The sequence below is a fragment of the Streptomyces sp. a15 genome (assembly GCF_059026085.1).
Genome location: NZ_JBWLKM010000143.1, coordinates 1 through 13625 on the forward strand (window position 1 = coordinate 1; position 13625 = coordinate 13625).

A 13625-nucleotide genomic window follows, 5' to 3' on the forward strand; every position below is an offset into this window, starting at 1 on the left:
TCCATGATCACTGAGGGCCGTGCCTTCACGCGTCCTGCCGGCATAGCTTCTCTCGGACGATGGTGCGACCCTTTGTGTCGGCTCACTGAAATGAAACTGCAGAGATAGGGTGCGCAGTGCGAACTCTCTGTTAACGCGTGTCGACTCTCTTCGGTCGCCTGCGCAGTTTGTGGCCTCTCGGAGGAAAGTAGCCGTGCAGATCTGTGTAGTGGCGCTCGGAAAGATCGGCCTGCCGCTGGCTGTCCAGTTCGCTGCAAAAGGCCACCACGTCATCGGTGCCGACGTGGACGAACACGTCGTGCACCTGGTCAATGAGGGTGTTGAGCCGTTCCCCGGCGAGGCCGGACTCGCTGAGAGGCTGAAGAGCGTCGTCGCGAAGGGGCGGCTGCTGGCCACCACCGACACGACCGCGGCGGTCACGCAGGCCGAGGCGGTAGTCCTGGTCGTTCCGGTATACGTCGACGCCCGGGGCACCCCCGACTTCGGCTGGATGGATACAGCGACGCAGGCTGTGGCACGCGGGCTGCGGCCCGGCACACTCGTGTCGTACGAGACGACACTGCCCGTCGGTACCACGCGAGGGCGCTGGGCGCCCATGCTCGAACAGGGCGGCGGGCTGACCGCGGGCCGGGACTTCGCTCTCGTCTTCAGCCCCGAACGGGTGCTGACCGGGCGCGTATTCGCCGACCTGTGCCGCTACCCCAAGCTGCTCGGCGGCATCGACGCGGCCTCCGCGCGCCGAGGTGTCGAGTTCTACGAGTCCCTCCTCGACTTCGACGTACGCGACGAGTTGCCTCGCCCCAACGGTGTCTGGGACCTCGGCTCGGCAGAGGCCGCGGAGTTCGCGAAGCTGGCCGAGACAACCTACCGTGACGTGAACATCGGGCTGGCGAACCAGTTCGCACAGTTCGCGGACCGCAGCGGCATCGACGTGGACCTGGTGATCGACGCCTGCAACTCGCAGCCCTACAGCCACATCCACCGGCCCGGCATCGCCGTAGGCGGTCACTGCATTCCCGTCTATCCGCGGATGTACCTGTGGAACGACTCGGACGCGACGGTCGTACGAGAGGCCCGTGCGACCAATGCCTCGATGCCCGAGTACGCGGTACGGCGGCTTGCGGAGGTGTACGGCGACCTAACCGGCGCAGGTGTGCTGGTATTGGGCGCGGCCTATCGGGGCGGCGTCAAGGAGACCGCGTTCTCCGGGGTGTTCCCCGTCGTCGAGGCGCTGCGGTCGCGGGGCGCCGAGCCGTACGTGTCCGACCCGCTGTACAGGGCCGATGAGCTGAGCGCACTCGGCCTGCCGCCGTACAGCGGCCAGACAGTCACAGCCGCCGTCATCCAAGCCGACCACGGCGAGTACCGGGAGCTCGGCTCCGACCAGTTCCCGGAGGTGCGCGTCGTGGTCGACGGGCGGCGGATCACCGACCCCGATCGATGGGCCGGGGCCGAGGTGATCGTGCTTGGTGCGCCGTCGCCGACAGCTCAGCGGGCCTGAGATCCGCTCATGTGATCTTCCAGCGCCCGCACCACGCGGGGTGCTGCTTTGCCGTCGCCATACGGCATGCCGCGTGAGCTCTTGGGCGCAGGGCGCAGGACGATGTCGGGCCATGCCTGGGAGCCCAGTTCACGAGGATCCGGCACGAGTGTGTTCCAGCCACCCCGGAGCGTTTCAGGCCATTCCGTCTCCGTACGGAGTGTCGTGCAGACGCGCTCCAGCAGGAACGCCTCTTTCTGGAGTCCTCCCGAGTCGGTGATCACGCCGTGCGAGCCGAGCACCGTGGGGATCAGCTCGGCGTAGGGAAGAGGGCGGCTGATATGGAGAGAGCCGTGGTCGAGCTTGATGCCGAAGTCCTCGGCACGTGCGAGCAGCCGGGGATGGGCGGCCAAGGCGACGGGAACCGGCAGACTGGCCAGGGCGTCCACGAGAGCGGCCAGGCGATCGGGGTGATCCGTGTTCTCGGCCCGATGCAAGGTGGCGAAGAGGTAGGGCTCCTGGGGGATGAGGAAGGCCGGAAGTGCGGCGGTGGTTTTGTCCCTCAGCACCTTGTCCCTGATGCGCAGGCAGACATCGACCATGACGTCCCCGGTCAGGACCGCACGGTCGGCCAGGCCCTCGGCTGTCAGGTGGTGCACCGCCTCCTGGGTGGGTGCGAGCAGCAGATCGGCAGCGTGGTCGGTGAGGACGCGGTTGTGCTCCTCGGGCATCCGCCGGTTGAAAGAGCGCAGGCCCGCTTCCAGGTGGGCAACGGGGATGTGCTGTTTGGCCGCGGAAAGGGCGCCGGCAAGAGTTGAGTTGGTGTCTCCGTAAACCAGCACCCATTCGGGGTGTGCGGCGGCGATGACGGGATCGAGGGCCGCCAGGATGGTACCGGTCTGCACGCCGTGGGTGCCTGAGCCCACGCCCAGGTGCACATGGGGCTCAGGGATGGAGAGGCCGGTGAAGAAGACGTCGGACAGATCGGCGTCGTAGTGCTGGCCGGTGTGGACGATCGTATGATCGTGCTCCGTGTTGCCGAACGCTGCGGCGACTGCGGCAAGCTTGACGAACTGAGGGCGCGCCCCCACTACGCTCATGACCTTCACGGGCTCGACTTTTCTCGGTATTGAGCTGAAAACTCCGTCAAAATTCCGTCCCTTTCTGCGCAGAGAATCCCATTACTCGGGCACTCCCAGAATCCGACCCGATCCGGCACTGCGCGCAGACGCTCGCCAGCTCGTCCCACCCACCCGATCTGATAGGCAGGGACACCTGCAACGAGGGCGAAATCCGGCACATCCTTGGTGACGACGGCCCCCGCGGCGACCATCGCCCAGCGGCCGATGCTGACCGGAGCCACACACACTGAGCGCGCGCCGAGTGACGCGCCCTCAGCGACCCGGACGCCGACCGCCTCCCAGTCACCGGCGCGTTTCAGACGTCCATCCGGGTCGACGGCGCGAGGATTGCGGTCGTTCGTGAGGACGACCGCAGGCCCGACGAAGACGCCGTCGGCCAGCTCGGCAGGCTCATACACCAGCGCATGGTTCTGAATTTTGACCCTGTGGCCGATCTTCACCCCAGGTCCCACGTAGACACCCCGGCCCACGACGCAGTCACAGCCGAGCACGGCTTCCTCGCGAATCTGCGCGAGTTCCCACACGGTGGTACCAGGGCTCAGCACGGCTGACTCGTCGACCTGCGCACCGGGCGCGATCCGCACCTGCGGAGACGCCACCTTCCCGCTCTGGTTCATGTGCTGAGCAACGAGCACAGACTGCTCCGGGTACGGCTCTCTGAGCCCTTTCCAACTCGGCTGACTGAGCGGCCAGTTGGTCTGACGAACAGACGAAACCCCTGGTAGATAGATTTTGGGTGCGGTTCCTCTGAAGGGAACGGCTGAACTCCGAGAACGCTGACTGGGGCTGTGTTCGCGGCCTCTCCTCTCTACCGTGGTGCTGGAGGAGGGGAGGCGGATGGGCTCGCTGTTCGAGGAGTTGGAAGCGCGCGAGGTGGCTGCCCGGGTGCGCGTCGAGGAGCTTGAAGCTGAGCTCGCCGAGCTGTCGGGACAGCTGGAGCTGGCACGGGAGAGCTTGGAGCGGTTGCGGATCGCGCGGGAGACCGTCGCTGAGGTGCTCGCGGAGATGACCCCGGAGAAGTCTGCGGTGGGTGTCGATACTGACCGGCCGACCAGGGGTGAGCCGGTGGTGTCTGCGTATGCGGGGGCCGAGCGGCGGGTCATCGGGGTGCTGACCGTTCCGAACTGGCAGCCTGGGATGGGGGCGGAGGTCCTGCCGCAGGTATATCGGGACATTCTGGAGGTGGTGTCGGATGCCCCGGGGCCGATCCGCGCCAAGCAGATCGTGCCCAGGATCGGGCTGCCGGCCGAGACCGGGAAGATCGAGGGCACGCGGTCGAAGCTGAAGCGGCTGGTGGAGCGGGGCTGGCTGGACGAAGACACGCCGGGGATGTTCACCCTGGCTCGCCGCCGGGGTGGCGTTTCGCCCAACTCCCGTTAACAGCAGGGCTCTTCCGCGCCTACATTCGAAGGTGCGACCCAATCGATGCTGGACGGGAAGAGCCCTGGAGATGACACCGTACGACACCGCATGCGCCGCTGACCCCTTTGCGCGCTCCCTCAGCGCCTTCGAGACGCTGATGCACACTCTGTCAGGCAGTCCGGCTACCACCTGGACCCACGCCGAACTGGAGGAACACCTCGATGCGGCCGGGCGAGAACTGCTTCGCCTGCTGCTGCAGGACCACCTGGACTTGCGGGCCAGGCAGGAAGAGCACCAGGTGCGCGCCGGTGCCGGTCCGGCGGTGACCGGGCCGGAGGGGCGGGTGCGGCCCTGGCGGGAAGCTGGGCACTCGCGGTGGCTGGCCACCGTGTTCGGAACGGTCCGAGTCACTCGGGTCGCCCACCGGGGGCCGGGTATGGGCAACGTCCACCCCGCTGACCAGGCACTGTCCCTGCCTGCGGGCCGGCACTCGACGGGGTTACGGCGGCTCGCGGTCACCGAGGCCGTGCGCGGTTCGTTCGACCAGGCCCACGATGCGGTCCAGCGCCACTGCGGGAACGTGCCCGGCAAGCGCAGATTGGAAGAGCTCGTGGTCGCGGCCGCGGTCGACGTCGACGACTTCTACCGGACCGTGATCCCGGTCCCGTGCAGTCGCGAGATGCCGCTGGTGGTCCAGGTGGACGGCAAGGGTGTGGTCATGCGCCCGGAGGCCCTGCGGGAGGCCACCCGGCGGGCCGCCGAGAAGGTCGCGACCGGCCACCGCGGCCGGCTCGCGCCGGGCGAGAAGCCGAACCGGAAGCGGATGGCGACCGTGGCCTGCGTCTTCGACACCCGTCCGGCACCCAGGCGCCCGCACGATGTGATCCACCCGCCCGGCGGCCGAAGCGGCGAGCGTCCCGCCCGCCCCGGGCCTCAGGCGGAGAACAAGTGGTGCACCGCCTCGCTGGTCCGTTCGCCCGAGCAGGTCATCGCCGACGCCTTCGACCAGGCCCGGGCGCGCGACCCGAAACATCTGCGGCCGTGGGTGGTCCTGGTCGACGGGGCCCGCCACCAGCTCGACCTGATCGCAGCGGAGACCGGCCGACGCGGCGTCACGGTCCACGTGCTGCTGGATTTCGTGCACGTGGCCGAGTACGTCTGGGCCGCCGCTCACGCCTTCTACAAACCGGGCACTACCGAGGCCGAGGCCTGGGCGGCCGACCGTCTGACCGCGATCCTGTCGGGCGACGCGGCCCGCGCAGCCGCCGAGATGACCACCGAGGCCAAGCGCAAACACCTGCCGGCTGCCCGGCGTGAGGCCGTCGACGCCTGCCACCGCTACCTAGCGGGTCACCTTGACCAGCTCCACTACGACACCGCGCTCAACAACGGGTGGCCGATCGCCACCGGCGCGGTCGAAGGCGCCTGCCGCCACCTGATCGCCGACCGCCTCGACATCACCGGCGCCCGCTGGGGCCTGCCCGGAGCAGAATCCGTCCTGCGACTACGCGCCGTCGTTTCCAACGGCCATCTCGACTCCTATTGGCGCTTCCACGTCGCCCGTGAGCACGAACGCCTCTACCCCACGCCCAACCAGCGGCGGGTGGATCTCGCCGCTTGATCACGGGAACCCTTGCGGGCAGACTGCGACCCATGAGTTTCACAGGCCCGCCCACCGACGGGCGGACCACCCGCGTCACCAAGGCTGTCTCCTTGCACCGACAGGCTCACCGATGAGCGCCGGCCTGCCCTCCTTCCGTTACCACCCGGATCCCGTCGCCAGCGGATCCATCCGCGAGAGCGCCGAGACCTGCGCCTGCTGCGAGCGCGCCACGGGCTGGATCTACACCGCGACCTTCTACACAGCTCAGAACGTCAGCGGGCAGTTCTGCCCCTGGTGCATCGCCGACGGCAGCGCCGCCGAACGATTCGAAGGTGACTTCACCGACTCGTACGGACTCGACGGCGTCAGCGCGGAGACCCTGGAGCTGGTCACCCGCCGCACCCCGGGCTTCCACGCCTGGCAGGACCCACACTGGCTCGTCCACTGCAACGACGCGGCCGCCTTCATCGGCGAGGTCGGATACACCGAACTCGCCGCCCACCCCGAGGCGCTTGACCAGCTTCGGACCGACCTACGGATCGGCGGCTGGCATGACGCAGCCCGCCTCGAGAGCTTTCTGACCCACCTCGGCCAGGGCGCAAGCGCGATGCTCTTCCGCTGCACCGTCTGCGGCACCCACCTCGCCTACGCCGACACTTCGTAGCCAGGCGCACCCCAGCACGGGCCTTTCCCTTCAAGAGAACTGCACCCATAGATTTTCGACCAAGCGAACCGTCTCCACCGGAGGCTTCGCGTGCTTGTCTTCCCGTCCGGCGTCGACGTGGGCGCTGACTACCGCCCGTGGGCGAGGCACTCCTCGGCGAACGCCAAGGCTTGCAGGTGATAGCTGCGGGCGGCCCAGCCGAGAGGCGGTGCGGACCTGGTTGGAGGAGACGTGGCCGGCGATCCGGGCGACGGCGAAGGCCGAGAACGGTGAGATGCTGTTCGCCGACCAGGTCGGCATCCGTTCTGACCAGGTCACCGGCCGCACCTGGGGCGAGAAGGGCAACTTGGTGTTCACCGAGACCTTCGACGCGAAAGTCATGTGCCGCTTCCTCGACCGGCTCGTCGGCCACTTCGAGCGCAAGATCCACCACGTGGTGGACGGGCACTCCGTGCACCGCTCCCGCGCGGTCCGCACATGGCTGGCCGACCACGCTGACAGGATCGAGCTGCACTTCCTGCCCTCGTACTCGCCCGGACTGAACCCCAACGGAACTCGTCAACACCGACCTGAAACGCAGCCTGCCCATGAGTAGCAGGACCCGCAGCCACCCAACTCGCAGCCGGGACCAGCAGGTTCTTCCACCGCCGCCAGCGGCAGCCGCACATCGTTCGCGGCTACTTCGACGGCCCCCACGTCCGCTACATCCTCGAAGAGAACCATGTGAGTTTCTGATCAATAGGGCGACCGCCAACTTTCTGGCGCGCCGCGAATGGGCCGTCACCGTTACGCCTGTCCGCTGGACTTCCTGCACCTGGTGACCGGCTCGCCGAACGGGCTGGTTCCTGGCGCTCGGCAGGGGTGCTCGTCACGACCGCTGGGTGACCATTGCCAGGGCCGGCGTGTGCGGGCGTCGCAGGCTCACGGACGCCTTCCTCCGTGCCGAGTCGAGGACCGCCTCCGCCACCTCGACCGTCCTCAGCCCTTGATCGAGAGTGACGATGTCCGTCGCTTCGCCCTCCACGGCATCACGGAACCGCTCGTGCTCGACGAGGAGCGGCTCGCGCTTGGGGATGGCGTAGCGGACCATGTCGCCCTCGGCTACGCCGCGGAAGGCGCGCAGGGCCTCCCACTCGGTGGTCACCGCTCCGTTGGCGTGGAAGGTCAGGTCTGCCGTGAGAGTGTCGGCGACGAGGCAGCCACGCTCGCCGGTCACCGCCGTGTAGCGCTCCTTGTGAGGGCTGAGCCAGTTGACGAGGTGGCTGACCAGGGTGCCGTCGCTGAGGTCGCCGACCACGCAGACCATGTCCTCATGGGGGCGGTCGCTCTTGGACACCGTGCGCGCCGAGACCGAGACGTAATGGTGGCCGGTGACCCAATTGGTGAGGTCGATGTCGTGGGTTGCCAGGTCCTTGACGACCCCGACGTCGGCGATGCGGTGCGGGAAGGGCCCCTGGCGGCGCGTGACCACTTGGAAGACCTCCCCGAGTTCTCCCGCCTCGAGGCGGGAACGCAGGTTCTGCAGTGCCGGGTTGAACCGCTCGATGTGTCCGACACCGGCGACCAATCCGGCTCTGTCGAAGGCGTCGACCAGCCGTTGTGCGGCCGTCGCCGAGTGGGCGAGCGGCTTCTCGATCAGCGCGGGCACGCCGTTCTCGGCCAAGGCCAGGCCGACCTCCTCGTGCAACGCCGTGGGACAGGCGACCACCGCGTAGTCGAGTCCAAGCGCGAGCAGCTCGGGCAGGGTGGCGACGACGGGGGTGTTCCGGCTGGCCCCCGTAGAATCGCCTGCCGGGTCCATGACGCCCACCAGCTCGACACCGTCAAGCGACGACAGCACCCGGGCGTGGTTGTGTCCCATGGCTCCAAGACCGATGAGCCCGGCCCGCAGGGTGCGCCGGCTCACCGTACTCCTCCGGCATCGCTCACGGCCTGTGCGATCCGCTCCAGCTCGGCCTGCCCCAGGGTCGGGTGAACCGGGAGGGACAGAACCTCGGCAGCTGCCCGATCGGTCTCGGGGAGGGACGGCCTGCCTTGGCCCCGATAAGGCCTGAGTCGGTGGATCGGGGTCGGGTAGTACACCGTGCTGCCGATGCCCTGTCGCGCCAGGTCCTGCTGCATGGAATCCCGCAGACCGCCCGGGATGCGGACCGTGTACTGGTGGTAGACGTGCCGCGCGCCGTCCGCCTCATGCGGAACAGACAGTCCCTCGATGTGGGAGTCGAGCACCTTGGCGTTGGCTCTCCGCTGCTCCGTCCAGGCCGGTAGCTGCTTCAGCTGCTCACGGCCGACGGCCGCCGCGACGTCGGTCATCCGCATGTTGGCCCCGACGATCTCGTTCTCGTACCGCTGCTCCATGCCTTGGTTCCGCAAAAGCCGAAGGGTGCGGGCGAGGTGCGGATCGCCGGTCGAAATGATGCCGCCCTCGAGAGCGTGCATGTTCTTCGTCGGATAGAAGCTGAAGCATCCCGCCTCACCGAAGCTGCCGACGGGGCGTCCGTGCAGCGTGGCTCCGTGCGCCTGGCAGGCGTCCTCCAGTACGGCGAGCCCATGGCGTGCGGCAAGCTCCATCAGCTGGCCCATGGGCGCGGGGTGCCCGTACAGATGCACCGGCATGAGGGCCGCGGTGCGCGGACCGATCATCGCTGACGCGGCGAGCGGGTCGAGGCAGTAGGTGCCGGGCGTGATGTCGGCGAAGACGGGATCGGCGCCCACCAGGCGTACTGCGTTGGCGGTCGCCGCGAACGAGAACGAGGGCACCACGACCTCGTCTCCCGGTCCGATGCCCAGGGCCATGAGGCTCAGCTGCAGGGCGGAGGTTCCGGAGTTGACCGCTACGCAGGCGCGTCCGGCGACCAACTCGGAGAACTCGTTTTCAAACGCGGCCACTTCTGGGCCCTGGACGACACGGCCACTACGCAGAACGCGTACGGCCGCAGCGATCTCGGCCTCACCGATCACGGGTCTGGCCGCCGGGATGGATGGAAAGGAGCGGGTCATTGGACTTCTCCGTTCGGGGGGCGAGAGAGAGTCGACCTACGTTCAACTTCTGCTCGCCCCACCCGGTTTTCCTGCGCGTCATATATCCACCCTTATGGACGATCAGAGGCGATACGCGTCGCTTAATTCAGGAACACATTGAGTACGCACGCCGTATGAGGCGCCATCATGGAAAGTGCGCACATGCTCCCTGGATGGGGCAGGGAGTTGACGGAAAATAACTCCCCCGTTCGGGCGGGCTGTCGGCCGTAGGATGCGGGTGTGACGGAGGGGACCGAGGCGAATCTGGCAGGGGTGTTCGAGCTGCTGCTGCCGCATCTGGATGAGCGGCAACGGCGGTTGGTGCTGGGGGCTGCCGCCCGGGTACGGGGGCACGGTGGAGTTCGCTTGGTGGCTGAGGCTGCGGAAGTGGCGACGTCCACGGTGTCGCGTGGACTGCGTGAACTGAAGCAGGGCGAGGAGCCCGGTGGCCGGGTCCGGGCGGTGGGCGGGGGCCGCAAGCGACTACGGGATGTCGATCCGGCGCTGGTGGAGCCGGACCAGCGGGGAGATCCGCAATCGCCGCTTCGGTGGACGGTGAAGTCCACCCGGGCTCTGGCCACGGAGCTGTCGAGGCAGGGCCACCGGATCGGGCACGACACAGTGGCAGCCCTGTTGAAGACCGAGGGCTTCTTGCTGCAGGGCACCTCGCGTACCACCGAGGGGGCCCGGCATCCTGACCGGGACGCTCAGTTCAAACCACCGCAGGCTCCGCCGGTTAATACTGCGGCCGCAGTTACGGGGGTCGTTGACCTCGTCGGCGGTAGTCGCTGAGGCGGGCCGCGGTGTTGATGGCGGCGGCGCTCCCGTGGAGTGTTCGCGGGCGCATGCACCAGGTAGTAGGCGCGTTCGCCGTCGGCGAAGGATTGCCGGATCAGCAGTGCGTGTTCGAAGCCGTCGTCGCGCGCGCCGGGCAGCGGGACCACGGCCCAGGTGTATTCGCGCAGGCCGTGGGTGCCGTCGTCGGCGGATCGGATCTCCCAGGCATGTTCCGGCAGGATCGCCGAGACGGTGCGGGCGTTGTGCCCGCGCGGCCCGCATCGATGCTTGCAGGAGATCACCAGCACGTAGCTCAGGCGCTGCTCGGCCAGCCAGCCGCGCAGCACCCGGTCCTGGCCGTAGACCTCGTCGCCGGTCACCCAGCGAAACGCAGCTTCGCGGCAACCGCTCGCTCCGGCATCGCGCGGGCCAGGGCGGGCTCAGGTACAACTCCCGGTCGATCGACGCCCGCTCCTTCGCGAAGGCGTAGGCCAGGAACACCCCCAGCTGGCAGTTGTCGATCTTCCCGGGGGCTTGTCCATAAATAACTGTCAGAGTTGACCTGCGGGACGGTCGTCAGTGGGACGCTGGAACGTGACTGTGCCTTCGCAAGTCTGCGTTTCCGCTGCCGAGTTGCACTGCAAGTTCGAGCAGGTTCTGCCGCATCTCGACGAGCGCCGTCGCCGGCTTTACCTCGCCAGCGAGGCCGTCTCGCTCGGTCATGGCGGAATCGCCCTGGTAGCTGCCGCCTCCCGAACCAGCACCGCCACCATCGCGCGCGGCATCACCGAACTGGAGACGCACGCGGCGCCGACGCACCGTATCCGGGCTCCGGGAGGCGGGCGCAAGCCGCTGACGGCCACCGACACCGGTCTGCTGCCGGCTCTGGAGATGCTGATCGAGCCGCATACCCGCGGCGATCCCGTCTCCCCGCTCCGCTGGACCACACTGTCGCTGCGGAGCTTGGCCCGGGCCCTGTCCGCGCAGGGGCACCTGGTCAGCGCCACGACCGTCGGACGTCTGCTGCACGCGATGGGATATAGCTTGCAAGGGACGGCCAAAACCACTGAAGGCGCACGCCATCCGGACCGCGACGCCCAGTTCGCCCACATCAACGCCACCGCCTTCCTTGACGACGGCCAGCCAGTGATCAGCGTCGACACCAAGGCCAAGGAGTGGATCGGCAACCGCGACCGGCCCGGCCGTGTCTGGCGCCCCGGCAAGGACCCGATCAAGGTGGACTGTCACTCCCACCTCTTCGATGACGACCAACCGGCGGCCATTCCCTATGGCGTCTACGACCTGGCCACCAATACCGGCTGGGTCAACGTCGGGACCGACCATGACACCGCCGAGTTCGCCACCGAATCCATCCGCCGCTGGTGGCGCCGCCATGGGCGAGTGGACCATCCGAACGCGGACCGGTTACTGATCACCGCGGACGCTGGCGGCTCGAACAACCCCCGCTACTGGACCTGGAAGAAGCAGTTGCACACCTTCGCCCGCGAGAGCGGACTGGAGATTACAGTGTGTCACTTTCCGCCGGGTACTTCGAAGTGGAACAAGATCGAGGTGCGCCACGAGGCGCCACTGTTACCGGGCAGGGGTGAAAGAACCCTGCCGCCGGGCTGTCGCAGCAGCCCGGTGAAGCTGAGGGCAGCCGATCCGTGGAGACGCACGGAGAGGTGGGAGCAGCCCTGACAACGACGGAGCGCGTCGGTACTTCCAGACGGCGCGTGTCCGGCAAGCAAGACGAGACGCCGTACGAGAGGAACCAGTGCCTGACGTCCCGTAAGTGTTCCACCGGCTCCAATCTGGAGGATATGGGCCGGGTGCAGCGCACGCCGCCTTCTCGTGGGCGGCGACTTCGAAGCCGGTCTTTCGATGCTGGTGAGGAGGCCACGCTGAATGCCTGCGGCGTAAGTGTGGCGATGCTGTCGGGGTAGAGCTGGGCGGCTCACTCGTCGACCGGAGAGTGGTGAACGTGGGAAGCGTGCTGGAGGCACCCTTCCCGGCTGACCTCCAGTCAGCCGGTGGGCAGGCCCGTCGTCGGCCGACGGCTCCAGGACGTGGCGGAGGCCCCGTAGTAGTCCGAGCGCACGAGAGGTGCGCACATGGCGAAGGGGGCCAGCAAGTCAGTGGCCGAAGTACTGGAAGACCAGGAGGTTTTCGCCGGTGAATACCGACGAACTTGAGGCCGTCACGTATGTGGCGGAGCGACGGGCACTGGAGATCCAGACGAAGCTGCACCGTTGGGCCCGTGATGATCCTCATCGCAGGTTCGATGATCTGTTCAACCTTGTCGCCGATCCCGCGTTTCTGCTGGTCGCGTGGGATCGGGTGCGGGGCAACAGGGGTGCGAAGACCGCCGGGGTGGATGGCCGTACTGCGGCCTCCATCGTGGAGCGGACGGGCGTCGAGGAGTTCCTCGGCGGGCTGCGGGACAGCATCAAGGACCGTGGCTTCCGTCCGCTGCCGGTGCGGGAGCGGATGATCCCCAAGCCGGGGGGCAAGTTGCGCCGGCTGGGGATCGCCACGATCGCGGACCGGGTGGTGCAGGCATCCCTGAAGCTGGTGCTGGAGCCGATCTTCGAGACGGATTTCCTCCCTTGCTCCTACGGGTTCCGTCCGAACCGCCGGGCTCATGACGCGGTGGCCGAGGTGCGCTTCTTCACGTCCAAGTCATATGAGTGGATCGTGGAGGGTGACATCAAAGCCTGCTTCGACGAGATTTCACACTCCGCTCTGATGGATCGGGTGCGCAAGCGCGTCGGAGACAACCGCGTCCTGGCCATGGTGAAGGCGTTCTTGAAGTCGGGCATCCTCGGGGAGGATCGCCTGCTTCGGGAGACCACCGCCGGTGCCCCACAGGGTTCGATTCTCTCGCCGTTGATGAGCAACGTGGCGCTGTCGGTCCTGGACGAGTACATCGCCCAGTCACCGGGAGGGCCGGGGTCCACGCCCTGGGCGAGGGCCAAGCGACGTCGTCAAAGTCTCCCCAACTACCGGCTTTCCAGGTACGCGGACGACTGGTGCCTGATGGTCTCCGGCACCAAGGACGACGCCGAAGCTCTGCGCGAGGAGATCGCGGAGGTGTTGTCCACGATGGGTTTGCGCCTGTCCGTGGAGAAGACTTTGATCACCCATATCGACGAGGGGCTGGACTTCCTCGGGTGGCACATCCAGCGCCACCGCAAACGGGGCTCCAGCCGCAGCTACGTCTACACCTATCCCTCGCGCAAGACCCTCAAGGCCGCGATGGACAAGGTCAAGACGATCCGCCGCGGAACAGCCACCGGCCTGCCACTGGACGAACTGCTCATCCAGATCAACAAGATGCTGTTCGGCTGGTGCATGTACTTCCGCCCCGGGGTGTCCAGCGCGACCTTCCAGTACCTCAGCTCGTACACATGGAGCCAGGTCATGAAATGGCTGCGCCGCAAACACCACCGGATCAACAGGAAGGACCTCCGCCGCCGCTACTGCGGTGGATGAATCGCCCCGGGTTTGATGGAGACATCGAAGACCCGGAAGGATGCCGATCATGGCTGCTCCCCGTAAGTACCCCGACGAACT

10 protein-coding genes and 3 pseudogenes are annotated in these 13625 nt (G+C 67.5%); 8 read left to right on the forward strand and 5 right to left on the reverse strand.

Annotation, left to right across the window (positions count from 1 at the left end):
* The first annotated feature begins 193 nt into the window (after positions 1-193).
* A complete protein-coding gene (locus AC5P09_RS49520) occupies positions 194-1501 on the forward strand; it encodes a nucleotide sugar dehydrogenase (RefSeq protein WP_493880240.1) in 1308 nt (435 codons plus the stop codon).
* Here the strand turns inward: AC5P09_RS49520 and wecB are convergent.
* Complete coding sequence (wecB, locus tag AC5P09_RS49525; RefSeq protein ID WP_493880241.1) at positions 1489-2589, reverse strand: non-hydrolyzing UDP-N-acetylglucosamine 2-epimerase; 1101 nt, start codon at positions 2587-2589, stop codon at positions 1489-1491. The genes AC5P09_RS49520 and wecB overlap by 13 nt on opposite strands.
* A complete protein-coding gene (locus tag AC5P09_RS49530) occupies positions 2586-3239 on the reverse strand; it encodes an acyltransferase (protein WP_493880242.1) in 654 nt (217 codons plus the stop codon). The genes wecB and AC5P09_RS49530 overlap by 4 nt, the downstream gene beginning before the upstream one ends.
* 196 nt (positions 3240-3435) lie before the next feature.
* On the opposite strand from AC5P09_RS49530, the gene AC5P09_RS49535 reads away from it, so the two are divergent.
* The 4 genes from AC5P09_RS49535 to AC5P09_RS49550 all read left to right on the forward strand — a co-directional run bounded on the left by AC5P09_RS49535 (position 3436) and on the right by AC5P09_RS49550 (position 6846).
* Positions 3436-4002 (forward strand): hypothetical protein, encoded by a 567-nt coding sequence (locus AC5P09_RS49535; protein ID WP_493880243.1) that lies wholly within the window; start codon positions 3436-3438, stop codon positions 4000-4002.
* A 70-nt stretch (positions 4003-4072) separates the two neighbouring features.
* A complete protein-coding gene (locus AC5P09_RS49540; protein WP_493880244.1) occupies positions 4073-5605 on the forward strand; it encodes an ISKra4 family transposase in 1533 nt (510 codons plus the stop codon).
* Positions 5606-5717: 112 nt separating this feature from the next.
* Entirely contained in the window at positions 5718-6251 is a 534-nt protein-coding gene (locus AC5P09_RS49545; protein WP_493880245.1) for a CbrC family protein, read from the forward strand.
* Positions 6252-6459: 208 nt separating this feature from the next.
* Positions 6460-6846, forward strand: a complete 387-nt coding sequence (locus AC5P09_RS49550) for a transposase (RefSeq protein ID WP_493880246.1) — start codon at positions 6460-6462, stop codon at positions 6844-6846.
* 273 nt (positions 6847-7119) lie between these two features.
* On the opposite strand, the gene AC5P09_RS49555 is transcribed toward AC5P09_RS49550, so the two are convergent.
* The gene (locus AC5P09_RS49555) at positions 7120-8112 is read right to left on the reverse strand and encodes a Gfo/Idh/MocA family protein (RefSeq protein ID WP_493880249.1); all 993 of its coding nucleotides are present in this window, start codon (positions 8110-8112) and stop codon (positions 7120-7122) included.
* A 41-nt stretch (positions 8113-8153) separates the two neighbouring features.
* Positions 8154-9251 carry a DegT/DnrJ/EryC1/StrS family aminotransferase gene (locus AC5P09_RS49560; RefSeq protein ID WP_493880247.1) on the reverse strand — a complete coding sequence of 366 codons (1098 nt, stop codon included), beginning with the start codon at positions 9249-9251 and terminating at the stop codon, positions 8154-8156.
* A 261-nt stretch (positions 9252-9512) separates the two neighbouring features.
* On the opposite strand from AC5P09_RS49560, the pseudogene AC5P09_RS49565 reads away from it, so the two are divergent.
* Positions 9513-9989: pseudogene (locus AC5P09_RS49565) on the forward strand (ISAzo13-like element transposase-related protein); the annotation flags it as partial.
* Between the two features lie 113 nt (positions 9990-10102).
* On the opposite strand, the pseudogene AC5P09_RS49570 reads toward AC5P09_RS49565, so the two are convergent.
* A pseudogene (locus tag AC5P09_RS49570) lies at positions 10103-10583 on the reverse strand (transposase family protein); the annotation flags it as partial.
* A gap of 60 nt (positions 10584-10643) precedes the next feature.
* On the opposite strand from AC5P09_RS49570, the pseudogene AC5P09_RS49575 reads away from it, so the two are divergent.
* A pseudogene (locus AC5P09_RS49575) lies at positions 10644-11627 on the forward strand (ISAzo13 family transposase); the annotation flags it as partial.
* Between the two features lie 528 nt (positions 11628-12155).
* A complete protein-coding gene (ltrA, locus tag AC5P09_RS49580) occupies positions 12156-13544 on the forward strand; it encodes a group II intron reverse transcriptase/maturase (protein WP_493880248.1) in 1389 nt (462 codons plus the stop codon).
* Positions 13545-13625: the final 81 nt, after the last annotated feature.